The organism is Deltaproteobacteria bacterium (assembly GCA_016210045.1).
GTDB lineage: Bacteria > UBA10199 > UBA10199.
Map to the genome: position 1 here is coordinate 1 of JACQUX010000024.1, position 25636 is coordinate 25636.

Here is a 25636-nt window from a genome sequence, read left to right on the forward strand (position 1 = left end):
ATCATCAGTCACATGCTGGACAGTGGCAACTTGGACTACGGCACGACCGTCGTCGCGGCCCTCCCCACCAAACTCACGGCCCTCGACGCGGCGATCACGGCCCTGACCGACCCCGCGGTCCAGACCACCCTCCAGAAAAATCGCGGCTCGATCATCCACCACATGCTGGCCAGTGGCGACTTGGACTACGGCACGACCGTCGTCGCGGCCCTCCCCGCCGTGCTCACGGCCCTCGACCGTGCGATCAAGGCCCTGACCGACTCGGTGGCCCGGACCGCCCTTAAGAAAAATCGCGACTCGCTCATTAATCACATGCTGGACAGTGGCGACTTAGACTACGGAATGGCGAAAGTGGCGCTCATGGCGAGCGGTAGATTGGAGGCGGCGATGGCCATGTGGGCAGAGCAGGCCGACGATGGCGATGATTTTTCCTGAAGCGCCCGGTTGCGCATTCTGGCCGTGGCCCTGCAGCGCAGCGCGTTCCGTTCCGATCGTGGAGCTCCGTCTGGCGGGTTCTTTTTGAGTTTTACAATCTGCGGCGATCACGTTCGGGGCAATCCAGGTCAAGTGGAAGACCAAAGACGCCGTCCTCTTTTATGAAATCGGTGACCGGAAATATGTCTACTTGTGACATGTATCAATGAGGCCTAGCAGCGCGGCGCCCGAGTGCACAGAATCACTTTAGCCCTCTCCCACCACCCCAAAACAGCGCAGGCCGTTGGCAATGGCGGTCGCGTCCCAGCCGCGTTGGATGTTGAGCCAGTCGGCGGCGTCGAGGTAGCGTTCCGGAGCGGCATCGGGACGCAGCAGCGCACGCGCAGCACAAACGCCGACATGCATGCGTTCCGCCAGCAGCGTGGCGACGCGATGCCGCGCTTGCGCTCGAGCCTCGTCGGTCTGCGTCGCATCCGGCACATATTGCGCAAACGCGCTGATATGATCCCCCGTCACTGCGCGCTCGCGCACGGCCTGCCGTTGCGACGTCATCAACAGCAACGACCGTCCGGCGCCATGCACTGTCGCCGGCATGCGGCGGATCACACGGCCCAGTAAGCGACCAACGACGATATCCATTTGCATGGGATACTGTTCGAACAAGTCGAGCGTATTGCCGATACCGATATTCCCCGTCAAACCGTCGCTCCCGCACAGGAGCCACCCTCCAGTGTGTGGCAGAGCAAAGCGCGTTTCCTCCACCACATGCGCTCCCTGCGTCATTTCGATAGCGCCGAGCGAACGTTCCAACAGAAAATCTAAACGATGCCGCTGCAACGGACCACGCAGCCACTCTGCCTCGCGCAGCGGCTTTCCCCTACGCACGGCGGCGTCCTGCACAATCCAATGATGATGTGGTCGCGTCACAATCGCTGGCTCCGTCCCCAACCCAGTGGTGGCCGAACACGGGATTGCCGCGCCTTGCGAATCGCCGAGATGCAGAAAAATACCGCGCGTCCCTTGGGAGATCGCGATCAACAGCGTGGTGGCACTCATGGGCGCCAGGCATTGCGCAAAAACTGCGCGAGACACGACAAACGCACGGCGCGCGGAACGGACGACGTCATCAATGCCACGCCCTTCATAGTGAAAACCAACCGCTGTGAGCAGAGATTGAATGGCCGTGCGGCTGGCTACGTGTGGGGCAGGACTGCGGCCCACGCCGTCGGCCACGGCCAGCAGCGTGATCGGTGGCCGACAAGGATCCACCGGATAGAGCAACGCTGCGCCGATGCTGTCTTCGTTACGCCCCTTGTAAGGGGCACCGTGCAGCGTCATTCCGGCCAGGCGCGCGGCAAGGAGCCCGCCCTCGCCTCCACCCCCGATCGCGGCCCCCAAAGCATGGGGTCCCACAAAATCGAACGCCACGCACTCCCGCAACGCCTCACACGGCGTGGCACCCGGGTGAAGCGGCTGTTCGCGTAACGGCAACGCAGAGATCCGCGCCACAACCGGGGATTGCCGCAAAGCCTGCTGGAAATAGGCCAGGCGAGTCTGCATGCGCTACTCTTCGGCGGCCGCACGGAATTGTTGCGGAAAAAACAGAGACCCGCTAAACGCCCCCAAAGTCCGGCGACGTAGCTCAGTGGTTAGAGCGAGGGATTCATAACCCCTAGGTCGGTAGTTCGATTCTACCCGTCGCCACACCAAGGTCGCGCTGCGAACAGCCGCCTAGACAATTTCGTCCTCTCGTAGTTCAGTGAAACCATTCGTCATTATTTCGACACAGCAGCAGCTTCCGAGCCATCGGTTGATTTCATTACGTTTTTTTCACGATTTTCAGGGGTATCAGGACCCGGCCCGCCTGTGCCGCGCGGTTCTAGCGGCCTTCTAGCGATCCCCACGCCGCCGCATAACACGATTTAGTGCGTTAGCCGACACGCCACTAGCCCCACCGCTAATCGCTTCCAGTGGGGACAGGTACCTTCAAATCCGCATCAAATCTGGATTTGAAGGTACCTGTCCCCATTCAGATGAAGATAGGAGTCAGTAGCGGAAGTTTCGATCCATCAGGTTGTGCAGTGGCTCGCCATTCAAATAGCGGCGCAGCTGTGCGGCAAATAGCGCGAAGATGCGGTCCCAGCAACCGGCACAGGCGGGGCTCATATGGGGCGTCACGACGACGCGGGCGTGGCGCAACAACGGACTGGTGCGTGGGACGACGTCGTCCACGCCGACGCCGCTCAAGTGTCCGGCATCCAGCGCGGCCAATACGGCGGCCTCGACCAGGATCTCGGGGCGTCCGGTATTAATGACGATTGCACGTTGCGGCAACAGGCGCAGCAGCGTGGCATCGATCAATCCAACGGTCTCCCGCGTCTTCGGTGCGGTAACGACTAACACGTCCGCTTGGCGCGCGACCTCCGCCAGCGCACTCGGCGGATAAACCGCTTCCACGTCGGCGCAGCCACCCACATTGGGCTGCCGTTTGATCCCGAGCACGCGCATCCCGCAGGCCCGCGCGCGACGCGCAACGGCGCAGCCGTTGCCGCCTAAGCCGACGATCGCCATCGTCCGTCCGGCCAGCGGATAGCGCGGCCCTTGTAAATAGAACTGCGGCCCCTCTTCCGGTCGTAGCGCTAAATTCTCCGTCGTCGTGGCACCGGTCGACAGTTGCAGCAGCGCGCCGAACACCGCGTCGGCCACCGGTTCCGCGTGGACGCCGCGCGAGTTGGTCAGGATCACTTCGCTCTCAAACACACTGTCTTCGACGAAGTCGCCGAACTGAATGGAAGATGAATGATACCATTGCAGCTCCGGTGCTGCTGCTAGCATCTCGGCGGTCAGCAGCGGCGCAAACAGGACCTGGGCTTTCGCCAACGTCTCGCGCAGCTGCTGCGGCGCGGCCGCGACACACCACTGCACCGTAGTAAATTGCCGCTGCAGACCCGTCCATACCGACTCCGGCACCGCCCACTCCGGTCGCGGCATCGGAAAGTAACACGCAATCGTCGTCATCCCCGCAACACCTCCGCCAACGACTGGCCAATATACGTCACGTCGTCTTGTTGCAGCCGACTATGGAACGGGAGAAATAAAAATTCGCGCGCCAGTTGTTCGGTGATCGGGAGCTTCCCGGCGCCGCCGCCTGGATACCGTTGATAGAGCGGCTGCATATGATGCGCGGGCCACAGACCGGTTTCGATGTGGAAGCGGTGGCGCAGCGGTCCGATGATCGCATCCCGTCGCGGACAGCGGATTACGAAATGTCCCATCACGGCATCATCCTCGACGCGTGGGACCACGACATCCGGTACTTGCGATAACGCGTCCAGATACCACGCACGGATTTGGCGACGCCGCGCCAGCAGTGCGGCGCTGCGTTGCAATTGGACCCGCACCAGAATGGCGGTCAGATCGGGCATCCGAAAATTGGTCCCCACTTCTTCGACTTCGATTCCCGCCGCGGCGCGCAGGCCGTGGCTGGCCAACGTCATCAGTCGCTCCGCCATCGCTGCGGTATGCGTCACGATCATCCCCCCACCTAAGCCGGTGATCGTCTTGGTGGTCGCAAACGAAAACACCGTCGTACCGCCGGTGCCGAGATTGAACACGCCGAGCGGCACGCGATGCCGCACCGACCCGAGCGCCAACGAGGCGTCTTGGATCACGGGAAGGTCCCGTCCGTGTTTGGCCAACACGCGATACAACGGTTCGAGATCGCCGAACTGATTCATATGCACGAACACGATCGCGCGCGTCTGCGGGCTCAAGGCCCGTTCAACCGCCGCGGCGTCGAGTTGCAGCGTGTCCGGATCGACGTCGACGAAGTGCGGAACCGCACCGGCCATCAGCACGGTGTTCGGCATGGCCGGATAATTCAGCGACGGCACGATCACTTCTCCGCCGGCGACCTGATTCGCCTGCAGCGAGACTAACAGACCCCCCGTCGCATTGGCCACGGCCACTGCGGAGAGCGGGAGTTGGCCGTTCCATGGATCGGAGAGCTGTTGAAAGAAGCGATGACTGATCGCGTGGCGCGGCGCCAACCATTGCAGAAATTCCTGTTGCAACCGATGCACCGGTCCTTGCTGCTTGACGAAATATTGAAACTGCGCCGGATCGTCGGTTTGCAACAACGCATCCAGCACGGCCAACAGTTCATGCCGTTCCATTGAACCATCGTGAAGCGCTGCGGCCCGCGCGGTCGGCCACCACGCTTGCAACGATTCCGGTGCCATTGCGAAATCGATCGCATTCAGCGGATACTCGCGTGCCATCAGCTTCCCCCGTTCCGGCGCCTTCGCCCTTGGTCTTTCGGCGCGCCTTTGCTACGCTAATAGTCGCGTGACGCGCCCCCTCGACATCCTCGATGTGACCATACGTGACGGGAGTTACGCGATCAACTATCAATATACGCCGGATCAAGTGGCCCAGATCGTCGGCGCGCTCGACACGGCTGGAGTGCCGTGGATCGAAGTCGGGCATGGCTGCGGATTGGGCGCGCGCGAGAATTTGCAGATTCCGGCTGCGGCTTCCGACTTGGAATATGTCACGGCCGCCCGCAACGCCGTGCAACATGCAAAGCTCGGCGTATTGGCCGGTCCGGCGCCGCCCACGCGTCTGGCCGATATCGATCGGGTGCGCGACCAACTCGACTTCATTCGTGTCGCCGCGAACGCCGACCACGTGCGACTCGCCGCGCCGGTCGTCGCGTATTGCCGACAACGCGGCTTGGACGTCTGGTTTCAAATGATGCGCTCGGTCCGGCGCACGCCACAGCAGCTGCTCGAGGCCGCGCGCACCGTCGAAGGCCTCGGGGCCTCCACGGTATATATTGTCGACACGGCCGGGGCGTTCGAACCGGGACCGCTCGGCGACATCGTGGCGCTGCTGAAGGCGAAATTGGCGCTCCGCGTCGGATTTCATGGTCACAACAATCTAGGTCTGGCGATCGCCAATACATTGGCCGCAGTGGAGGCCGGCGCCGATGTGGTCGACGCGTCGATTCGCGGCCTCGGGCGCGGCGCGGGCAACACGCAACTCGAAACATTGGTCGTGCTACTGCAACGGCGCGGGTTGGTACCGGAAATTCATTTGGCGCCGGTGCTACGCATTGCGGAGGCGCACGCCGCGCTCTTTGCCGCCGCGGCCACCGGCGTCGGCGCGCTGGATCTGCTGACCGCAGCGGCGCGGATCGATTTGTACCCGATGCCATTCTATGCCCGGATCGCAGACGCGCTCGGGATCGAGCTGCCGGAACTGATCACGTTCTTCGGGAATGCCGTGGACGGCGTCGAAGTGGGCATGCCGACGATCGCCGCCGCCGTCCGCCACTTCGGCGGCGATGTCGATGCCGTGTTTACGAAGTTGGGGATTCCACGGCCAGAGAACGCGTAGACCATGCAAACGGTGTCATCCTGAGCCACAGGCGCCGCGCCCGCCTCTGGCGGGAAGCATCAAGAGAATCACCGCGCCGTATGCTGTGCACGAGACCCCTCGCTTGGCGCGGGATGACGGATACTCCTCACAAGAATAATCGCACTCCGCACTGCGTCCGTGCTTAGCCATTCTTCGCGACCGAATTGGATCACCGCAGCGAGTCCTCCCGCCGTCGGCACGAGTTGTTGTAACTGACCATGCCCGCTGTAATGCACTGTGGGCGGTGCGGCCTCCGACTCCGGACCGATCGACGTCCGCATGAGTTCCCAGCCGGACGTGGTCACCGCACGACCGACCACGCCGTTCAATACCATCCGTTGGACCGGCACATAGGCCACGGCGCCATCGAGCAGCGGCAATAACGGCAACGCGACGACGGCCGGCGTACTGCCGCCGCCGAATTCGCGTGCCGGCGCCGGCAGCGCCACGCCGCTGATCCCGCGCAACCGCGCTGCGAGGCGACCGTGGAGCGTCCAGCGGCCGCGCTCGTCACGGCGCCATTGACGGGTCGGTCCGTTTGTGGCCGCGACCCAGACCGCATCGTGATTCAGTGGAATAAAGTGATAAATCGCGGTCCCGCGCGGGAGTGGCCAGACGCCATCGGCATGGAGTCCTCGATCCCGCCAATGCAGTCGCAACACCGGACCGGCAAAGGGGCGGTAGTCGTTCTGCTGTTGGCCCAATAGCGCTGCTGCGGTGTGCGGCGTGGCAGGAAGGACGCGCAAATACCATCCAAGTCCGGTGGCTAGCGGACGCCACGTGCCGGCACCATCCTGCGTCAGGATGAACGACGACAAAAGCCGCTCGCGCCGCGCGGTGATCAGGGCTTCCGGCTGTCCATCGCCAGTGACGTCGTACCAATCGCCACGCAGCGCGGTGAGTCCGGCCGGGATCGTCCACGTGCCATTGTCTTGCAACCGCCCCGCCTGCATCCGATACCAATGCAACTGTTGTTCGCCAACGACGAGCCACCGATCCCCTTCCACGGCCACACTCACGACGGCTTCGGGGAGTTCCACCAGCGTGCGAGCCGACGCACAATGCCCCCGATGAGGGATCATCAATACCCAGAACACTCCAAGTAGGAAAATCTTCCTCAAAAGCACCACACCCCCTCTGTTGTGTCCCCTCTCCCCGTTGGGGAGAGGGTCAGGGTGAGGGGGAGAACCCTCTGCCTGGGAATACCTACTGGATCGACTCCCCCTCACTCTGTCTCTCTCCCCAACGGGAGAGAGGACGTTGCAGCACCCGCCGAAGCCATGGTCGCCTCACATAGTGAGGCCACCACCGCATAGGGATTCAACTCGCCGCGTTCCACGGCCTCGACTAATTGCCGGAGCTCCGCCGACGCCGCAAGCTGCGCGTCAAAACGCACCCGCCACGCCTCCGCGCACAAGTCCAACAACTCCCGCCGTCGCACGGCCCGTTGTCGGGCATCGTGTGCCGCGTCTTGCCCCACCCACGCCGCGTGTCGCCGAATTGCGGTCAATAATTCCGCCGCGCCGTCTCCGGTCGTCGCTGTCGTCTGCAACACGGGCACTCGCCAGCGGGCCGCGGTGGACGACTCCGGCGTCGTTGCGGTTTCCGTGATGTGGTGCGCGGCATCGTGCTGCAACGTCTTCGTGCCGCTCTCGAAGCGCCCTAACTCCACCATGGCCGTTAATGCATTCGCCATTTGCGTGGCGCCGGGACGATCGCCTTTGTTCACGACGAAGAGATCCGCGACTTCGAGCAGTCCGGCCTTCAGCGTCTGGACCACATCCCCCGCCTCCGGGACCAGCACGACCAGCGTGGTGTCGGCGAGTTCCATGATGTCGCATTCAGTCTGTCCGACACCGACCGTCTCGATGATGATCCAGCGAAATCCATGCGCGGCCAGTGCGCGGGTCATGGCGCGCGTCGCGGCGGAGAGACCGCCATGGGCCCCGCGACTCCCGAGCGAACGAATAAAGACGCCGTCATCGGCGGCGTGGGCCTGCATGCGCACTCGATCGCCGAGCACCGCGCCACCGCTGAAGGGACTGGAGGGATCCACGGCTACGACCGCGACGCGTTCCCCTTGTTCCCGCAACCGCCGGATCAGTTGATCGACCAGCGTCGATTTGCCGCTCCCCGGGGGACCGGTCACGCCGAGGCGGTAGGCCGTATCGGTGGCGGACTCCAGTTGGCTCAGTTCGACCAACGCTGCCGGATCGCGGTTTTCGATCTGGGTCAGCAGCCGCGCGAGGGCACGAATACCACCGGATTGGTTCGGGTTTTCCTCCCGCCGCTTGGCCATCCGCAGCTCCCTACCGGAAATGGCCCCCACAGTCCACTGTGTCTTGGCACGCAACTTCGCGTCCCGAGCGTTCCGATAACATGGGTGAAGGGGACCTCGGAGAAAGGAAACAGATATGATTGGCTACGTCGCCGCAGCTATCGCAACCATCGCTACCGTCGCTACGACCGTCTACACCATCGTGAAGACGGAAGAGGCCGAGGATCGCGCCGAGGCCCAAGAGGCGAAGCAAGAAGATCAGATCAGCAAACAGGCCAATTTGGAGAAGGCCAACACGGCCGAGGCCGCGACACGGAACCGATTAGCAGCCACGCGCGGGATCTTGCGGATGCTGGACGAGAAAGCGGGCGTCTCCAGTGAACTGCGCACGGCGGAAAAGAATCCGAAGAAGTTCGCCGGCAAGTACAAGCCGTTTCGTCCTGCAACCGCGCGGGTGGCGGATGTCGCGACGCAAGACGGTTCGAAATTGGCACAGACATTTAGGGCCCCCGGGGGGGGATTGAGTCCGCGCAATTACGGCACAAAGGCGCATTAACACGGCAACACGACACACAAAGGAGAAACGATTATGGGTAGCAGAATAGGCCAGCCACAATCAAACCCACTAGTATGGGGAAAAGTCGCCAAACAGGGCGCCTTTGGCGGCATCGGCGCTGAAGGTGGGGTGCAGTTCAAGGGGACATTTGACATGAACAAATACCTCGACTCGCTCGGCGATGATCCCGAGACCAAAGGCGCGATCAAGAACTGGTTGTTGGGCGACCAGAGCTTGCAGTGGGTCGACGCATTGGGTGAGGGATTGATTACCGGTTGGAACGTCGCGAAGGATATCTGGGCCACGACGATCCAGCAAGATTTAGTCGATCATCAAATCGACCTCGACGGACGGAAGATGACGTTGGCCGAAAAGGCGGAAGGCGACCAGTACTACTTGGCCAAGACGGGTCAGGAGTTTCAGTACAACTTAGCGACCAAGGCGCTGGAGCTGAAAGGTCAGCTGTCCAAGGACGCCAAAGAAGTGGAGATCGTCAAGGTGAAGGAAATCAGTCAGGCGCAGGTCCAGATCGCAAAGAACCAGTCGCTCACGCAGACCTTCCTGCGGCCCCGCTTCTACGGCCGCCCGGTCGGTCCGGTGACGGTGTAACGAAGATCACTCGCGAACGAGAAGGAGAAGATTATGGCACCAGTCAATACCTATCGAGAGCCGGAGATGGAAAGTGCACGCATGGCGGCTGAGTTAGCGACATCGAGCGCGCCGTCTTCGGCGGGAACCTCCAGCGGTCTCAGCGGCGTAGGCATGGCCAACGCGATCGGCGGCGCGGTTTCCAACGTGATGGGACTGCTCGGCAGTATCTGGCAGATGAAATATCAGGAGCGGATCGCGGAATTGCAAGAACAACTCGCGGACTTCAAGATGGCGAAGGCGGAAGAAGTTCAAGACTTCCAATTCAAACAGGCCAAGGACGCGCAAACCAGCGTCTACACGGCCGAAACGGCAAAGCTGGAACTGGCCGGCGAGCTCTCGACGTTGCACAAGGAGCTGGAGATCAAGAAACAACCGCTCTACGCCGAGACGACGGTCGAGTCCGCCAATGAAGCCCTCGCCGCGCGAAATGCGTTACAGCAGCGCTTCTATGGGGAACCGGTTGCTTAATGGGTGACTGGTGACTCGTGGCTGGTGACTGGGGATGGTTTCCGCGCTACCGCGCTTCAACTGGGAGAGCCCCATCAAACACCACATTTCCATGCCTACTATGGCGATGAGGTGGCCGTTTTTGCGATTGAGCCGATTGAATTGCTCGCCGGGACGTTGCCACGTCGGCAACAGCGATTTATTGAGGCATGGGCGGAATTGCACCAAGAGGAACTGAAAAAAGATTGGGATTTATTGCAACAGGGGCGCAAACCGGTCCCGATTCGCCCATTGGAGTAACGATGCATCCGCTATACAAAATACACTCCGTCGACGTGCTGTTGCCGTATAGTTTGCGCGTCCGTTTTGACGATCAGACGGAGCAGGTCGTCGATCTGAGCGACGTCTTGTACGGCGAACTGTATGGTCCGCTGCGCGATATACAATTATTTACGCAAGTTCGCGTTGACCCGGAAGTCCACACCGTGGTGTGGCCCAATGGCGCAGATTTCGATCCCGCCGTGTTGCACGATTGGCCGCAATCTCGCCCCCTATTGATCGAGCGGGTCAAAACGTGGCGCTCCACGTAATCTCCCCGCTTGTCTTGCGTGCAACCTTTCACTAGCGCGGGAACCATTCCACAGCCACCAGTCACCGCTTTTCCCCCCGCAATGAATAGCCGCCGGCGTCGGTGATGTGGACCGGCACGATGTCGCCGAGCACGCACTCCGTTCCGATAAAGTGCACAATCATATGATGCGTCGTGCGGCCTCGCCAGCGGCCGTCACCCTCATCGCGCGATTCGATCAAGACGTCGCGCGTCGTGCCGATGTGCGCGGCATAACGGCGCGTGACGATCGCTTCATTCAGCGCGAAGAGGCGTTGCAAGCGCTCGTCTTTCGTTGCGGGCGGGACGTCGTCGGGAAGGCGCGCGAACGATTCGGTCCCGGGACGCGGGGAATATTTGAACGCGAAGAGGCCGTCGAATTGGACCGTTTCAACCAGCGACAGCGTCTCCGCAAAGTCGGCATCGGTCTCGCCAGGAAAGCCGACAATCATGTCGGTCGTAATCGCCAAATCGGGAGCGGCGCCGCGCAACGCGGCGACTTTTTCCAAATACTGCGCGCGCGTGTAAGCACGGCGCATCCGCCGCAGCACGACGTCCGCACCGGATTGGACCGGGAGGTGAATATGGCGGCAGAGTTTCGCGTTGTCCCGATACGCGGCCAGCAGGCTATCGTTCACGTCTTTCGGATGCGGACTGGTAAAACGAATGCGTTGAATCGCCGTTTCGACAGCGATCCGCTGTAACAACGCGGCGAACGGGATCACGCCGGCGTGGCGGCGATTGCCATAGGTGTTGACGGTCTGGCCCAGCAGCGTCACCTCTCTTACACCACGTTCGACCAAGCCCTGCACTTCGGAAACGATATCATCCGCGGGTCGACAGACCTCGCGGCCGCGCACTTGCGGCACGATGCAATACGCGCAGTTGCTGTCGCACCCTTTCATAATCGTGACGAACGCTGCGGCCGGCGACACGACGCCATCGGCCCACGGCGTGAGATTCAGGAATTGATATTCGTCGACGTCGTTCACAATCTCGAGCGCGCTGACGTGCCGACGCTCTTGTTCCAATGCGTCGAGCAAGCGCGGCAACGCGGGGATCTGGTCGGGACCGAACAGCAGATCCAGCAGCGGAAAGCGGTCGAACAATAATTCTTTTTCCTGCTGCGCCACACAACCGCAGACCCCGACGACTAATTCCGGCCGCGCGGCCTTCAGTTCCGCCGCCCGGCCGATCTCGCTCATCGCCTTATGTTCCGCCTTCTCGCGGATGGTGCAGGTGTTGAAGAGGATCAGGTCCGCGTCCGCCATCGCGTCCGTCGGTTGCAAACCGCGCACGGCCAGCAGCCCCGCGATCTTCCGCGAATCGTGCTCGTTCATCTGACAGCCATACGTTTTAATATAGAAGCGGCGCATGGCCGCGGGACGTAGCAGGCGAACGGGCGTGGGGTCAAGTCACCCGCGCGGATGAAACTTGCGAATCAGTTCCTCTAAGTGTGTCCGGCTGACGTGGGTGTAGATCTGCGTCGTGGCGATATCGGCGTGGCCGAGCATCGTTTGGACGGAGCGGAGGTCCGCGCCACGTTCCACTAAGTGGGTGGCGAATGAGTGGCGCAACGTATGCGGCGTCACGTTGACTTGCAAGCCAGCCCGTCGCAACGCGCGTTTGATCACGCGCCATCCATCTTGGCGCGCCAAGCGGCGTCCGCGCTGCGAAAGGAAGACCACGTCACTCTCCCGTCCGTGCAGCAGCATCGGCCGCGCCGTAGTGAGATACTGTTGCAGCGCCCGCAACGCGACACTCCCCATCGGCACCACGCGTTCCTTGCTCCCCTTGCCGAACGCGCGCAGATAGCCGCCATCCAGATTGAGTTGCGGCAGCATCAATCCGCAGACCTCCGAAATACGCATTCCGGTGGCGTACAGCAGCTGGAGGACGGCATAGTCCCGCAGCGCGGCGGCTTTCGCCTCCGTCGGCGGTGCCGCGAGTAATTGGTCCACTTGTGCGATACTGATAGTGCGAGGAAGTCGCTGCAACATCTTCGGAGGTTCGATTAATTCAGTGGGGTTTTTTTCCAACTGTCGCTCTTTCACCAAGAACTTGCACCACGAACGGATCGCTGTGAGCGTGCGCGCGATCGAACGCGCGTTGAGTCCTCGGTCGAAACAGTCGGCGAGAAATTGGCGGATATGGTGCGGGCCGAGATTCGTGACGGTCGCAACACGTTGCCGGCGTAAGCTTTCGTGACACGCGCGCAGATCGCGGCTGTACGCCTCCAATGTATGCGGCGACAGGCGACGCTCCACTTGCAAGTGCAACAAGAAGCGATCGATCAGGGTGTCCACGCGGCGGCATTGTATGTTAGGGGCTGCCGCATGTCCACGCTGCAACAGCTCCGCATCGGATTGCGCATCCACGGCGCGGGATGGCGTTTCCTCCGCCGCCACCGCACGCTCTGGCCTTGGGCCGTTGCCCCGTTCTGCGTGCAGTGTCTGTGTCTCGTGGCGGCGTTGACTATTTTTATAACCCATCGCAGCGAGTTCACTGCGGCGGTGCAGTCGTGGTTGCCGCAGCTCGCGACAGGCCCGGGGCCAACGACGTGGGGCTATCTCGTGCAGTACTTGTATGCAATCGCTCATTGGATCCTTTTCCTGCTGACCAGCGGCATCACGCTTTTCTTGCTGATCCTCGCAGCCTATCTGGTCGGCTCGCTCTGCGCCGCGCCGCTCAACGAGATCCTGGCCGAAAAGACCGAGCACTTGGCGACCGGCCGTCCCGAAGCGCCACTCGTTTGGCGCGCCGTGCTCCCCAATGCCTGGCGCTCGATCCGCGTCGAATGCGGCAAGGCCCTGCTGCTGCTCGGCGTCCCGCTACTGATTCTGCCGCTGCACTTCATTCCACTGATCGGCACGATCCTCGGCACGACACTCTCCGCCCTCTGGACCACGTGGGCCACCGGCTTCGCGTTCGTCGATTACCCGCAAAGTTATCGCTATCTCCCATTCCGGACGCGCCTCAAGTTCGCGCGCCGTCACGCGTTGTCCCTGCTCGGCCTCGGTATCGTCTTCTGGCTCCCCGGCTACCTGCTCCTCGGCACCCCGGCACTGGTCGTCAGCGGGACGTTGTTGTATGGGACGTTGGGATCGGCAGCTACTACGGAAGAAAAATAAATTTGACTCATTTGGTCATATTTGTCACACTGCGCATGCGATGAGCAATACGTATTCCATTTATGAAACTAAGACGCAGTTCAGCGCGCTGTTGCGCCGCGTGAAAACGGGGAGTGAATTGGTCATTACGGAACACGGCCGTCCCGTCGCCAGACTCGTACCATACCAATCAAACGAATCACTTACCGAACGACTGGACCGATTAACGGCCAGCGGCCATCTGCTGCCACGCGCCGCCCGCGCTGCCCGCCCCGGTCCTCGAAAACCCGGAGCACTGAAGCGATTTTTTGAGGAACGGGAATGATCGCGTACTACGTCGATTCATCGGTCCTCGTGGGGATTCTTTTTCGTGAGGCCGGCTGGAAGCGGCAGCAACGCCGCCTAACCGACGCCGATCGAGTCGTCAGCGCGGCCCTAACCGAAGCCGAAATATATGCCACCGTCACGCGGGAACAACAACCGTTCGCCTTGGCGACTGAAATTCTGGAAAGCGTCGCGCTCTGCATCCCGGAGCGTTCACTACGGCCTGAGTATAGCGAAATCTTTGCCTGCGGCTATTGCCGCGGCGCCGACGCTTGCCATTTAGCCACCGCGCTGTATCTGGATCCGGACCGCTCGGAACTCGTATTCCTCACCAACGATCAACCACAACGCCGCCTCGCCGTGCGACTGGGGTTGGCGGTCGCATAGGGTCAAAAGGCATCCGGTCGACTCAGCCCTCACCCGGCGCTGCGCGCCACCCTCTCCCCGTCGGGGCGAGGGGAAAATATGGAAGTCAGACCAGCTCAGGCAACTTTTCCCGCCTCGCACCGATAATGCCTCCGTATGCATCGCACGCTGCGCCCTTCACATCGTACTGCGCCGATCCGGATTCATCTGCCGCCGCTGGCCGAACCATGTGCTGCGCGCCCGTCAGCGCAAACGATGGCCGCCGTAGGCCTGGCGCCGCTGCCTCCAAGCCTCCTGTTTGCGACCGCCGGCGCACTGCTCCCCGCATTCTTTTGCAGTCGACCACGCGCACGGCTCGTGGCCGCGATGTGTACTACCGCCGGCACACTCAATGAATGCGTCCTCGGTAACGGCCTCGTCGCAGGTGCAATCACTTTTCTTCTCGGCGCGGCCGCACTCCGGCTGGCCGAGTCGCTCCCCATCACGCCATTCAGGCAGCACCCCACTCCGTCGCTCACCGGCTTCAGCCACTACGTCGATTTGCGCACGCTACCGACCTTGGAATCCGCCCAATGGCGACACGCCGGCTGCCGCCGCCTCATTGACGGACTCACCACGACGATCCGTCAGGACGCGACGCTGCAACATTTTTTCCAACTCGCGGACCATTCCAATGCGCTGCTGGAGCAGATTGGCTGGATCCGCATCGCCGATCACGCCATTCACGGCGTGCGGAGTGCCGGCGGCGTATTTGCTCCCTTCGAGGGTGTGGTGTTCGGCGGCCGCGACACCGAAGTCATGGCGCACGAACTGACTCACGTCTTGCACTTCGCCCGCGTTCGAGCGACGTGCACGTTTCAGGACCTGGCACGCGCCGTCGCAGCGATCGACGCCGACAGCCTCGCCGCATATCGACCAACCTATGACACCGTGGCCGCGCACCTCCGCAACCACACACCGGAACACGAAATCCCCGCCGCCGTCCGCGATGCCGGAGCGAAATTGATTTTCTTGATTGGCGGGAATCGGAACATCGCACACCTCGAGGCGATTGCGACCTATGTCCAGACCCGTTTGCCGCATGACCTCCGCACCCGCACTGGACGCCGCTATCTTCGCAGCAACCAATGGCTCTCGCGCTTGCTGGCACCGGTGGCCTGGGCCGGCGGCGTGCTGCACGGCACGGAATACGTTTGCGAAGCTATCGGCTTCGGCAGTCGCCACTTCTTCCGCCGCGCGATGCAACTCGGCCCGATCGACGCCTGCCTCGGCCCCCGCACACCCGATCTCCGGTAATTTCATCCCGATTCCCTCAGCGCCCCTGACCGGCTACAATAATTGGCACTGGGGGAATTCATGCGAAATCACACACGCTGGGGATGCGTGGCACTCCTTTGGCTCGCGGCCTGCGGGGGTGGCGACGACGACAGCAGCACTGCGTCGTGCACCGGGGTGTCCGCTTTTAGCGGCGAAACCGCCGGATTCACGCTGACGATCCCGGACGGCAGCCTGAGTAGTTGTCAAAACGCGAGCCCCACGCTCGGAACGTCGGACACGACGACCGATGCCGTCGAAAGCGATGAGACGTTGCTGTCGCCGACGGCCTACACGATCACGCTCAATACGACCGACAATACCGCCGTCGAGGCCAACGGCACGTTCACACTCTCGATCCCGTTCGACGGCAGCAGCGTCCCTGCCGCGCACTTCGACGACGCCCATATTTACGCCAACATCGTGAACCCCGACAACGAGACCCTCCTCTCCGTGTTCGGCACGGTCGGCGACAGCGCGTTGACGCTCGACACGACCGGTCTCCCCGCCAACAGTAAATGGGTCGTCGTCTACAATCCGAACATCGAGTCGATCATCTATACACCGCCGGCCGCTGCAGAGAGTCTCCCCGCGCCTGGCAAACTCACGGCCCAGCCCAGCGTGTTCGGCAACTGGCCCCAGAACCAGTGGTGCGTCGTCTACAACTCCCATGACGCCACGCTGCGCACCACGATTGCCACGGCACAAGGGGTCGCGGCCAACACGCTGACCGCGAATCAAATGAATACGTTTCTGCAGGAACAGGTCTCGAAGGCCGCGTATGTCGCCGGTTTGCTGTACCAGGACGGCAACTTCCGCGCGCCTAATCTGGCCGTCTACAACTCGCTCGGACGCGAAGCCCGCAAACACTTTTGCACCGGGACCGACACGCCGTTCTACAACATCATCATCGACGGCCGCTCGCGCTTCACCCCCCCATGGCACAATTACGGCCCCAATCCGTTCGGTGTCCTCTACATCGGCAGCAGTGAAGTGGCGGACAAGGCCACCGATCCGCTCGGCTCCGCGCTCGACGCCGTGGCCCACGAGATGGCTCACGCGATCTTTGCCGGATACGATCTCGTGATCGGCGATCTCGCGAAAGGCATCAAAGAAGGGACTGCCACGACGCTGGGATCCACGATGGGCGTCAGCTTCGCGGCCGGCCTGATCGACACCACGTCGGCCCGATGGAGCACGATCGCCGGCGCCTCAGTGCGCAGCGCCCACGCGACGGAAACACATCTGCTCTCCAACCGAGTGAATGTCGGCAAAATTACGCACAGCGAGGCGTACGGGAATCAAGATTTCTTTGCGTATCTCGCGAACCGATTCAACGGCGGCGATCTTTCCTATCTCGCAGACACGTTCGACGCCCTCTACGAGGCGCTGAACCCACGCGCCAGCGCCGCCGGTTTCTCGACCATTTGGGGCTGGGACATGAGCGGCCGCCTCACCAATACGATCCTCTATACCGATCTCTCCACCGCCCTCGACAGCGCGCTCGGCGACGATTTGGCGACGCTCTATGCGCAGTTCGCGCTGGATCGCGCGTACGATCATCCGGCCGCTGCCGTGTTGCGCAGCGGCGATCCGGCCACGGCGTCATTGAACGCCGCCCTCTTCGCCGCCAGCGCTATCGCCAGCGTCACGTACACGCCGACCCAGATCAAGAACAACGAGGCCGCTGCGACCGGGAGTTTCGCCGATATCCCGCCGTTCGCGTCGCGCGTGCTCAGCGTCGCCGCCGGCGAGGCCACGACGGAAGATCGCAGCTTACAAATCGCGTTGACCGAATTGAGCGGCAGTAAGGCCATCGGCAGCAGCAACGAAGCGATCCGCGCGACGGTGCGCGGCACGGCCGGCGCCGTGACACTGGCCGCGGGCAAGGCCGTGATTGAAGAATGGGGCAAGAGTAGTACGATCGCGCATGTGGTGATCAGCAACACGACCACCGATACCGTCACATTAACTTACAGCGTCGGCCCGGTCACGACCTCCAGCCCGACCGTGAGCATTGTGTCGTGCCCCTCCAGCATCCGCGCCAACGAAGCCGGTTCGCTGACACTCGGCTACAGCGACGCGGACGGCGACATCCAAACCCTGACCGAGACGCTCAACTCCAGCCTCGCCAACGCCACGGCCAGCGCCGATGTCAGCACGCGGATGACCGGGACCTCCGGGACGTATACCGGCACCGTCAGCTATCGCGGTTCCGTGGAAGATCCGATCACTGCCAATCTGACCTATTTCCTGACCGATGCGGCCGGCAACCAAAGCAACGTCGTCGAATGCCGCGTCACCATCACGCCATAGCGTCTCCGGAAAGGCGTTGCAATGCCGTGCGCCCTCACGCTACGTCCCCCCAGACGATGATTGCGCCGCGACACGAGCCACAACCGCATTGGTGTCATCCGGTCTGTTGCGCCGCCGCGGCCGCACCGCCGCCGGGGCTGGTACTGCTGGAGATCGGGCCAGGGAATGGCGCATTTCTGGATCGGCTCGCTACGGCGCATCCCGACCGCCATCTGATCGGCATCGAACTTTGTTGGCAGCGCTTTATCCAACAACAGCACCGCTGCGCCCGCCACGGCAACGTCTCGCTGTATCGCGGCAACGCCCGGCGCACATTGCCGCTGTTGGCGCAGGCGTATCCGTGCGCGACGATCTACATCAATTTTCCGGACCCGTGGCCGAAACGGAAACACGCCCGCAACCGTTTATTGCAGCCCGATTTTCTCACACTGTGCGCAGCGTCTCTCGCCCCGCAGGGCGAGCTGTTCATCACCACCGACGACCACGCCTACGCCCAAACGGTCGCCCGCCTGGCCGCAGACACACCGCAGTTGCGTAATCGCCACGTGACGTCGTGGGTCACCCACGACGCCAGCGCCTTCGCCACGTATTTCGCCACGAAATGGCAACGTCTCGGTCGCACGATTTATTATCAGCATTATGAGAAAACCGTGCGGACGTGCGGACGCGAATCACTTCCCGACTAATCCGAGGAATTCTCCGCGCGCGGAGCCTTCGGCGCGGAAATCGCCGAGCATCGCCGAGGTCGTCATCACGGCGCCGCTCTTTTGAATACCGCGCATCTGCATGCACAAATGCTGCGCCTCCAACACGACGGCCACGCCGCGCGGGGTCAGCACCTCTTGCATCGTCTGCGCGATCTGCTGCGTCAGCCGTTCCTGCACTTGTAGCCGTCGCGCGAAACAATCCACGACGCGTGGAATTTTCGACAGTCCCACCAATCGCCCTTGCGGCAGGTACGCCACATGGGCCTGCCCGAAAAACGGCAACAAATGATGCTCGCAGAGGCTATAAAACGGGATGTCCCGTACCACGACCATTTCGTCGTAGTCTTCCTGGAACATCGCCGCGCGTAGCAACGCCGCCGGATCTTGCCGCGCCCCATCGGTCAGAAAGGTCAACGCACGCGCCACCCGCTCCGGGGTCTTTTGCAGTCCCTCTCGTGTCGGGTCTTCTCCTAACTCCGCCAACAGGCGTCGAATCAGCTCTTGCATCGTGCCGGCCCTATAGGACCCGTGCCGAGCCCTGTCAATACGGCGCTGATATGTGATGCGGTGCAGCCGATCCCGTCTTCACTTCTTCCGCGCACAGCCACGATGATAGGCCTTGTCTTGCCAAGGCCCGTAGAATATGAGCTCGGGCCGGGGGATAGAAAGGATCTGCCATATATGGTCACCTCTCGTATCCCCTCTGCCATTGCATCCATCCTTCCCACCGATCCATCCGGGTTTGGCTGCCGACCGGAATCCGATGCCCCAATCTGCCTCCAGGATTATGAGCAGCAGGAGATCTATAGCCATCTCGATCTGAATGGGGATGGGGCACGCGAAGAGATCAGGAGCACGCCCTATCGGCGATTGTACGACCCCTCCATTTGGGTACACATGCGCCCGAGCGACGGAGCGCGTGTCGATTACGACACCGGGCGTTGTTTTTTTGAACTCAACGATATCGCACGTCCCGACCTGCGCAAGATTCCATGGTATCGCCAACCGGACGATCCCGGAGTGCATTTAGGCGACTGGGTCGACATTGATGGCAACCCTTGGGTGCTGAATTCCGTCACGGTCAATTTTGGCCCAAAGGCTGAATTGCTGACGGCTTCCGGCATGACAGCATTGAAACCCCGGATGCCCGTTGAGCGGATGGTGCTGGTTGTCACCGATGGGTTAGGGACGTATCGGCGGATCCCCTTGGAAACCATTTCCGCACTGACCCTCTATCCCGCAACGATTGCCGCCGAGACCGAGCAGTTGTTTGCCTGTCTGGACACTGGGAATGACGCGGATTGTCGCGCAGCGGCCGACATCTCGCCCCAAGCGCGCTTGCTGACCGATCGGTTGCGGACCTTTGAATCCCGTTATGGCGCAGAGCTGGCCATTTTGGCTGGGTATGCCGAGTGTCTGCGTATCTCCCAACGGATCGTGACGGAAGGAAGGGACTTCAATCTTCCGAATCTCTCTTTGCAGATGGCCAGTCTCCGAGACCTGTTTGCGATCCACGACCGCACCTGTGAGCGATCTGCCGACCGCGACACAGTCCGGCTGACCGCGTCGGTCCTGGCAAGCTTCAAGGCCTTCTTTGCGGACATCAGCAGCGACGAACTCCGGGAGATCACACGAGAGTGGTTGGCCACGCGCTATGGCCTCGCCGCCGAGGATCGCGATGCGATTTGGGCGTCGTTATAGTCTCCCGCCCAAGCCTTTTTTCCTGCGCCACACTTCTTTTCGTGCATCCTTGTCGTCCTCGAGCGCCCGTGTTAGGGGCGCGGCATGCGCAAAATGACTCTGCACCGTATCAACTATGTACTCCTCGCGGTCCTGCTCGGCGCCACGCTCGGCTGCAGCGGACGCCAACCGAAACCGGCGGTGGCGCAGCGGATCATCACGAAACATTTCCAACGCTATGCGAAGAAATTCCCGGAGAGCAGCCTCGGCCGCGCGCCGGTCACTAGCGCGGAGGTGCAAGGGATCGAGGAAGTCCATAAGCACTACCTGATCCTCACCACCGCGCTGCACCAACAAGACGGCCAAGGCATGCGCGCCCGCGTCGCACTGGAAAAGCACGTCCCGGGCGGCTGGCACGTCGTCGCGTGGGAGCGCGACGAATGAGACCTCGCATGCTCCCATTCTGCGCGCTCGTCGTGTGCCTACTGGCTGGCCTGGCGAGTGCTGGTGAAGCGTCGATCTTCTCGTCGCAACAGTTGGCCACACTCCGCTCGGCCCGTTTGAAGATCGTTGCCCCGCGTACACTGCCGTCAGGGTTTCGTGTGCATGGCGTCTATGTCGATCCGGATTTCCGCGACACGCCGGACGTCTCGTACGCGATCCTCTACGTCGGCCCGCAACATGCGTGCATTGTCACGGAAGTGGCCGGCGGCGGCATCGGCGATATGATCATTCAAGATGCGGCCGGCCACAACATCGAGCCGACCAAACAACTCCGCAACGCCACGTTCGGCACTACGGCCTTTTGGAATACGCGAGAATATCTGGGCACGGATTGGTTCTATCGCGCGTCCACCCACCAGACCGGCCCGTTCGTCAGTGTGCGCGGCGACATCGATCGCACGTCCGTCCCACGCCTCGCCCCAAAAACCGCCACCCACTGCCGCCGGCCTGCGCCGACAGCGCTGCAACAACTCGCCGAGTCATTGGACTACGCTCCGGATCGTTAACCGCGCGCCATCTTTTGCAGATGACGCACAATGCGGGCCCGGGTTGCGGAATCGAAGTCCGGTCCGTGGAGGCGGAGGAATAGGGCTGCGGGGTTGCTGGACTCTTCCTTGAGCGACGCGCGGACCATCTGCAGCGCGGCATCATAGAGAGCACACCCCATTTTGAGACGCTCGACCGGACTGCGCGCGGCATACATTCGGTGCAAGGCTGCCGTAGTGTCGTGCGTCGTGTCGCTCACGAATCCATCCGGGCCCATAATGTCTCGAGTTGGAGTACGGGGATCCATCGGTGCAGGTATTCTCGGTCCAGTTGTGTGCCATGCGCAAGGAGATTTTTCACGTCGCGCAATTGGAGTTCCGACTCGGTTCGCTTCGCCCACTGCAGCTTGGCGAGGATAAGGTCCTCTGCGGCAATCAATTGGAGTAGATGTCCATCAAGATCGATCGTCGTGCGACGAGCGAAGGCAGAATGATGAAACGGGGTCGCTGGGAGAAGGATCAAATCTACTTTGATCACAGTTTCGTTATGAATAACGTTGAAGAGACTCCGACAGACAATCGCCTCCGCTACCGCTTCAGGAGCGATATAGAAATCGTCTTGAAAGGCCGCTACGAGCCGATCCGCCGCATTGGCGTCCACAGCGTAGTCAGCGGGGATTGTCGAGGCGATTTGCGACGCGATCCTTTAGCGCTCCACGCGATACGGGGTAACTTCCACCCTCCGCCCGTTCGTTTCCACGGTCACGGCGCCGTGTTGGTCGGTGCGATAGACGTGCGTTCCCAGCCGCGCGTAATCCGCCAACACGCGCGGGCGGGGGAAGTGGTAGCGGTTGAAGCGGCCGCACGGGATGATGGCCCAGCGCGGGCGGAGGGCCGCGAGGAATGCGGGCGTGGACGACGTCTCGCTGCCATGATGCGGCGCGACGACGACGGCCACCGGACGCAACCGTTGTTGTGCCGCGAGCCATGCTTCCGCTTCGGCCTCGACATCGCCGGGCAGCAAGATACGCACGTCGCCATATTCCAACTCCAGCACCAACGAGCGATCGTTCTCGTTGCGACTCGCCACTCCGAAGGCCGGCGGATGCAACACGCGCAGCCGGACCTCGCCCTCGTTCCACTCCGCCGCGTCGGCGTGCAGATCGACCCGCTCCACGCCGGCGGCCGTCAAGCGTGCTGCGACACTCGGCCAGGTCGGATCGCCCGGCTCCGGGCCCGAGCCATTGGTGAACAGCCGGCGCGCGCCGAACGCCTCGGCCAAATACGGCAAGCCGCCATAATGATCCGGATGATAATGCGACAGGAACATCGCATCGACGTGGCGGATTTGTCGCCGATAGAGAAACGGCGCGACGACGAAGCGTCCGATATCGAATGGACCTCGTGACGCCTCCCCCTCCCCCATCCCCCTCCCCAAAGGGAGGGGGGGATGGAGGCCCCGCGTAACGCCGCGGGGCGCATTCATCGCCACGCCGCCGGCGTCGAATACGTAGACGCGGCGATTCGGGAACTCGATCACGCTGCCCAATCCTTGGCCGACATCGAGCACGGTGAGCCGCAACGGCGGCTGTTGTCCCGGCAAGCGGTCGCGCGCGGCCAGCGAGCCCAGCAATCCGCACACCGCCAGACCCGCTGCAGCGCCCCAGACGACACGCCGCCGCGCGCGCCAACGCGGCCACGCAGCGCCCGCCAACGGGAGCAACCACAACAGGTACCAGCACACGACTTCGTGCAGCAGTGGAGTAAAGTGCCACTGCCACGGCCCGCTGTAGCGATCCGCCCGCGTCACCACATCCAGAAACACGCGGGACACGCCGGCCAATGGCCACCAGCAGAGGGCCGCGGCACTCCCCCACCACGGCGCGACGCAGAGGAAAAACAGTCCGAGTGGCAACACGCCAAATGTCACCCACGGGACGAACAGAAGGTTGGTGAGCAATCCAAGCAACGACGTCACGTGGAAGTGATACGCCACCAACGGACTCACACCGATCGTGGCCGCAATCGACGCCGCGCAGAGTCGCACGAGCGCACGTCCCAGCCGCCATCCGCACTGTTGTCGCCATGAGGCGGCGGTAACCGACACCATCTCCGCCGATTGCACCCCACCAAGCCGTCGCACCCCGCGCCACAGTGCACCCTCCACCCACGGGGCCCACAGCAACAGGCCGGCAACGGCGGCAAACGTGAGCTGAAAGCTCGGCAACCACAACGCGAGCGGCCAGAGGCCCAAGATCAGGATCGCGGCCAACGCCAACGCCGTGGCCTGATCCCGCGGGCGATCCAGCACGGCGGCCAACAGCCAGATCGTCGTCAGCCACGCGGCGCGAATGGCCGGCAGACCGCAGCCCGCCAAGACCGTAAAGCCCCAGCCACCGAGCAGCGCCGCGACGGCCGCGACGCGATCGGGCCGCACGCGGAGCGTCAGCCATGTCGAACGACGCCACAGCCACGCCACCAACCACCAACAGAGCCCCGCGACGACACTCACATGGAGGCCGGAGACGACCAACAGATGCACAATCCCGAGTCGCCTAAATCCGTCCCAGACCTCCGCCTCGAGCGCGCCGCCTTCCCCCAACAGCAGCGCTTGCAACAGCGCGGCAACGGCCGGGTCCTCCGCCGACAACGCCTCCAGCCGCGCGACCGTCGCCCGATACCACCACTCCACACCGACCCGCAGCCCACGTGGCGCAGTCGTCACGACGGCGACCCATTCCGGCCCTTCGACATGCCCCGTGGCCACGACACTCTCGCTCAAGCGGCGCCAGCCGAATGTCTCGGTGCCCGGATTCCGATACGTGACCGGCGGCCGCAGACTCGCGCGGAATCGGACGATGCTGCCCGGCTGCGCCTCCGCCGGCCACGCGGGCGCACTCAATTCCACGCGACCGACGCGCGGCTGCATCACGCCGTCATGCAAGCAATGTTGCAACGTGAGCGGCACCCGCACACCAAACGAAGTCTGCTGCGGTCGCGCCGCCACCCTTCCTGCGCAGACCGTGGCGGTTTCGGTCGGAATGAAATGCCGAAGATCGACCGCAGATCGCGGACGCGCAGCACTGTGCTCAAATAAAGCGACACCTAACAACGCCGCCGCCACGGCGACGCACACCACGGCGCGTCGCCCCCGCAGCCACCACGCCGCGCCGAGCAAGATCAGGACACCGAAAATACAGAGAAACGGCGGAACAATGAAAAAACGCTCACTCGCGCCCAGTCCCACCAGCAGAGAGGCAAGAATGAGGATCAGCGGCCTCGCGGGCCAACAGACCACAGAGTTCATGATAGACCGCGCTGACCCCCTGCACCACACCAGCGGTCTCGGGTCTATCCCCATGGCGCGTCAGAATCAAGGCGAGTTTTGCCGCCAACCCCCGCAAGAACGCGCGCCCTTTCGGCGTCGGCCGCTGCCGGTAGAGTCCCACCACGGTGTGGACCGGCAGCCGATTGATCAGCAGCTCCCCCGCCTCGTCCCACGCCAATGCAATCCCGGCGACGCGATCGTCATAACAGCAATGCAACTGCCGCAGCAGTCGGCCTTGCGCGGCCGAGATCGCCTCCGCCAGTCGTGGGAAACGCAACCAGCGACGTTCGAAGGCCCAGGTCCGATAGGCATCCAGCGATTCGATCAGTTGGCAACAATGACTGACTTCCGTCGCGGCGGGGATGACTAAATCCAAGACATCCGTTCCATTCAAGCGGACTGTGCCCCCCTCGAAGGTCCACGTTTCTCCCGGAGCGGATTGATAGGTGGCGCGCCAATCAAGTGGCGGCGGCTGCGCGGCACCGGCCCGGCCACGCCGCAACTCGCGCACAAAGCGCCATCGTTCCAGATAGTCGCGGAGTTTGGAGATCATGCCCACATTACTTATCGGCCAAGTGGGAGGCCAAAGTTTCGCGGTAGGCGGGGAGGAGCCGCCGGGCCTCGCGATCGGCCACTAAGACCTCACAGAGGTCGTGCAGGGCCTGGCGCTGCGACGGCGTCAGGGTCATAAATTGGACGTTATGCCCGCGGAAGAAGATCTCGTGGCGGCGTTGGTCGAAGTGGATCGAGGCGACTTCCGCATCAATAATAAAGGTATACGTAAAGCGGTCTTTATAGACGGCCAACATGCTGTCGGCCGGACGGCCATCGGGCCCTGGGACGCGGCGCGCCACCCCTCCGACGATCCCGGCGACTTCGACCGGCGGGAGCGGCTCGGTCGATTGCATCCCAACTTCATAACGCCGATATCGTGGGTCGTCCGTTCCTGGCATGCCAGCCCCCATCACTACCGCCGCGCGCCTCGAGCCAAACCGTTGACACCGCGCGCTACCTGACGGAATGAAATTGCAGGAGCTGTGCCACGGGATCACCGCAGCCATTGCAAAAAACTCCCAACGGAAACGGTCAGTTGAAATGGCGCACCGT

The 25636-nt window shown here is 62.4% G+C and carries 29 protein-coding genes and 1 tRNA gene; 17 read left to right on the forward strand and 13 right to left on the reverse strand.

The features are described from left to right. Positions 1-435: hypothetical protein (locus tag HY696_07630; protein ID MBI4238269.1), on the forward strand; the 435-nt coding region annotated here is incomplete at its 5' end. A 246-nt stretch (positions 436-681) separates the two neighbouring features. On the opposite strand, the gene HY696_07635 is transcribed toward HY696_07630, so the two are convergent. After that, positions 682-1995: a protein phosphatase 2C domain-containing protein gene (locus HY696_07635; GenBank protein ID MBI4238270.1), complete on the reverse strand. Its 1314-nt coding sequence runs from the start codon at positions 1993-1995 to the stop codon at positions 682-684. Positions 1996-2066: 71 nt separating this feature from the next. Between HY696_07635 and HY696_07640 the strand changes: the two genes are divergently transcribed. After that, positions 2067-2139 (forward strand) — tRNA-Met (locus HY696_07640). Between the two features lie 342 nt (positions 2140-2481). On the opposite strand, the gene HY696_07645 is transcribed toward HY696_07640, so the two are convergent. Both HY696_07645 and HY696_07650 read right to left on the reverse strand, forming a co-directional pair. After that, positions 2482-3453, reverse strand: coding sequence for a hypothetical protein (locus HY696_07645; GenBank protein ID MBI4238271.1), 972 nt, complete (start codon positions 3451-3453; stop codon positions 2482-2484). Further along, positions 3450-4715 carry a DegT/DnrJ/EryC1/StrS family aminotransferase gene (locus tag HY696_07650; protein ID MBI4238272.1) on the reverse strand — a complete coding sequence of 422 codons (1266 nt, stop codon included), beginning with the start codon at positions 4713-4715 and terminating at the stop codon, positions 3450-3452. The genes HY696_07645 and HY696_07650 overlap by 4 nt, the downstream gene beginning before the upstream one ends. 94 nt (positions 4716-4809) lie before the next feature. Between HY696_07650 and HY696_07655 the strand changes: the two genes are divergently transcribed. Continuing rightward, positions 4810-5835: a 4-hydroxy-2-oxovalerate aldolase gene (locus HY696_07655; GenBank protein MBI4238273.1), complete on the forward strand. Its 1026-nt coding sequence runs from the start codon at positions 4810-4812 to the stop codon at positions 5833-5835. Positions 5836-5903: 68 nt separating this feature from the next. On the opposite strand, the gene HY696_07660 is transcribed toward HY696_07655, so the two are convergent. Continuing rightward, the gene (locus tag HY696_07660) at positions 5904-6938 is read right to left on the reverse strand and encodes a VCBS repeat-containing protein (GenBank protein ID MBI4238274.1); all 1035 of its coding nucleotides are present in this window, start codon (positions 6936-6938) and stop codon (positions 5904-5906) included. A gap of 143 nt (positions 6939-7081) precedes the next feature. Continuing rightward, entirely contained in the window at positions 7082-8155 is a 1074-nt protein-coding gene (meaB, locus tag HY696_07665; GenBank protein ID MBI4238275.1) for a methylmalonyl Co-A mutase-associated GTPase MeaB, read from the reverse strand. Between the two features lie 115 nt (positions 8156-8270). Here meaB and HY696_07670 point away from each other — a divergent pair, with 115 nt between their 5' ends. From HY696_07670 to HY696_07690, 5 genes are all read left to right on the forward strand, one after another. Continuing rightward, positions 8271-8690: a hypothetical protein gene (locus HY696_07670; GenBank protein MBI4238276.1), complete on the forward strand. Its 420-nt coding sequence runs from the start codon at positions 8271-8273 to the stop codon at positions 8688-8690. Positions 8691-8843: 153 nt separating this feature from the next. Further along, the gene (locus HY696_07675) at positions 8844-9299 is read left to right on the forward strand and encodes a hypothetical protein (GenBank protein MBI4238277.1); all 456 of its coding nucleotides are present in this window, start codon (positions 8844-8846) and stop codon (positions 9297-9299) included. Positions 9300-9332: 33 nt separating this feature from the next. Beyond that, positions 9333-9809, forward strand: coding sequence for a hypothetical protein (locus tag HY696_07680; GenBank protein ID MBI4238278.1), 477 nt, complete (start codon positions 9333-9335; stop codon positions 9807-9809). 24 nt (positions 9810-9833) lie between these two features. Then, positions 9834-10088 (forward strand): DUF4160 domain-containing protein, encoded by a 255-nt coding sequence (locus HY696_07685; GenBank protein ID MBI4238279.1) that lies wholly within the window; start codon positions 9834-9836, stop codon positions 10086-10088. 2 nt (positions 10089-10090) lie between these two features. Continuing rightward, positions 10091-10378: a DUF2442 domain-containing protein gene (locus HY696_07690; GenBank protein ID MBI4238280.1), complete on the forward strand. Its 288-nt coding sequence runs from the start codon at positions 10091-10093 to the stop codon at positions 10376-10378. Between the two features lie 61 nt (positions 10379-10439). Here HY696_07690 and miaB read toward each other — a convergent pair whose 3' ends face one another. Further along, the gene (miaB, locus tag HY696_07695) at positions 10440-11771 is read right to left on the reverse strand and encodes a tRNA (N6-isopentenyl adenosine(37)-C2)-methylthiotransferase MiaB (GenBank protein MBI4238281.1); all 1332 of its coding nucleotides are present in this window, start codon (positions 11769-11771) and stop codon (positions 10440-10442) included. Between the two features lie 39 nt (positions 11772-11810). Further along, the gene (xerD, locus tag HY696_07700) at positions 11811-12701 is read right to left on the reverse strand and encodes a site-specific tyrosine recombinase XerD (GenBank protein ID MBI4238282.1); all 891 of its coding nucleotides are present in this window, start codon (positions 12699-12701) and stop codon (positions 11811-11813) included. 30 nt (positions 12702-12731) lie between these two features. On the opposite strand from xerD, the gene HY696_07705 reads away from it, so the two are divergent. The 6 genes from HY696_07705 to HY696_07730 all read left to right on the forward strand — a co-directional run bounded on the left by HY696_07705 (position 12732) and on the right by HY696_07730 (position 18511). Continuing rightward, entirely contained in the window at positions 12732-13526 is a 795-nt protein-coding gene (locus tag HY696_07705; GenBank protein MBI4238283.1) for an EI24 domain-containing protein, read from the forward strand. Between the two features lie 40 nt (positions 13527-13566). Then, positions 13567-13830, forward strand: a complete 264-nt coding sequence (locus HY696_07710) for a type II toxin-antitoxin system prevent-host-death family antitoxin (protein ID MBI4238284.1) — start codon at positions 13567-13569, stop codon at positions 13828-13830. After that, positions 13827-14216, forward strand: a complete 390-nt coding sequence (locus tag HY696_07715; GenBank protein MBI4238285.1) for a PIN domain-containing protein — start codon at positions 13827-13829, stop codon at positions 14214-14216. Before HY696_07710 ends, HY696_07715 begins: the two co-directional genes overlap by 4 nt. A 135-nt stretch (positions 14217-14351) precedes the next feature. After that, complete coding sequence (locus tag HY696_07720) at positions 14352-15491, forward strand: hypothetical protein (GenBank protein MBI4238286.1); 1140 nt, start codon at positions 14352-14354, stop codon at positions 15489-15491. Positions 15492-15551: 60 nt separating this feature from the next. After that, complete coding sequence (locus HY696_07725) at positions 15552-17825, forward strand: hypothetical protein (GenBank protein ID MBI4238287.1); 2274 nt, start codon at positions 15552-15554, stop codon at positions 17823-17825. Positions 17826-17881: 56 nt separating this feature from the next. Then, positions 17882-18511, forward strand: coding sequence for a hypothetical protein (locus tag HY696_07730; GenBank protein ID MBI4238288.1), 630 nt, complete (start codon positions 17882-17884; stop codon positions 18509-18511). On the opposite strand, the gene folE is transcribed toward HY696_07730, so the two are convergent. Continuing rightward, complete coding sequence (gene folE / locus HY696_07735; protein MBI4238289.1) at positions 18497-19039, reverse strand: GTP cyclohydrolase I FolE; 543 nt, start codon at positions 19037-19039, stop codon at positions 18497-18499. The genes HY696_07730 and folE overlap by 15 nt on opposite strands. A 174-nt stretch (positions 19040-19213) precedes the next feature. Between folE and HY696_07740 the strand changes: the two genes are divergently transcribed. From HY696_07740 to HY696_07750, 3 genes are all read left to right on the forward strand, one after another. Then, positions 19214-20233 (forward strand): hypothetical protein, encoded by a 1020-nt coding sequence (locus HY696_07740; protein MBI4238290.1) that lies wholly within the window; start codon positions 19214-19216, stop codon positions 20231-20233. Positions 20234-20317: 84 nt separating this feature from the next. Next, positions 20318-20656 (forward strand): hypothetical protein, encoded by a 339-nt coding sequence (locus HY696_07745; protein ID MBI4238291.1) that lies wholly within the window; start codon positions 20318-20320, stop codon positions 20654-20656. Positions 20657-20664: 8 nt separating this feature from the next. Continuing rightward, complete coding sequence (locus HY696_07750) at positions 20665-21222, forward strand: hypothetical protein (protein MBI4238292.1); 558 nt, start codon at positions 20665-20667, stop codon at positions 21220-21222. On the opposite strand, the gene HY696_07755 is transcribed toward HY696_07750, so the two are convergent. Genes HY696_07755 through HY696_07775 form a run of 5 tightly spaced genes read right to left on the reverse strand, consistent with a single transcriptional unit; the run spans position 21219 to position 25482 of the window. Further along, the gene (locus HY696_07755; GenBank protein MBI4238293.1) at positions 21219-21479 is read right to left on the reverse strand and encodes a hypothetical protein; all 261 of its coding nucleotides are present in this window, start codon (positions 21477-21479) and stop codon (positions 21219-21221) included. The genes HY696_07750 and HY696_07755 overlap by 4 nt on opposite strands. Further along, complete coding sequence (locus HY696_07760; GenBank protein ID MBI4238294.1) at positions 21458-21862, reverse strand: hypothetical protein; 405 nt, start codon at positions 21860-21862, stop codon at positions 21458-21460. Before HY696_07760 ends, HY696_07755 begins: the two co-directional genes overlap by 22 nt. Before the next feature lie 45 nt (positions 21863-21907). Further along, positions 21908-24448 (reverse strand): DNA internalization-related competence protein ComEC/Rec2, encoded by a 2541-nt coding sequence (locus HY696_07765; protein ID MBI4238295.1) that lies wholly within the window; start codon positions 24446-24448, stop codon positions 21908-21910. Next, entirely contained in the window at positions 24429-25082 is a 654-nt protein-coding gene (locus tag HY696_07770) for a hypothetical protein (GenBank protein MBI4238296.1), read from the reverse strand. The genes HY696_07765 and HY696_07770 overlap by 20 nt, the downstream gene beginning before the upstream one ends. Before the next feature lie 7 nt (positions 25083-25089). Beyond that, positions 25090-25482, reverse strand: coding sequence for a hypothetical protein (locus tag HY696_07775; protein MBI4238297.1), 393 nt, complete (start codon positions 25480-25482; stop codon positions 25090-25092). Between the last annotated feature and the right edge of the window lie 154 nt (positions 25483-25636).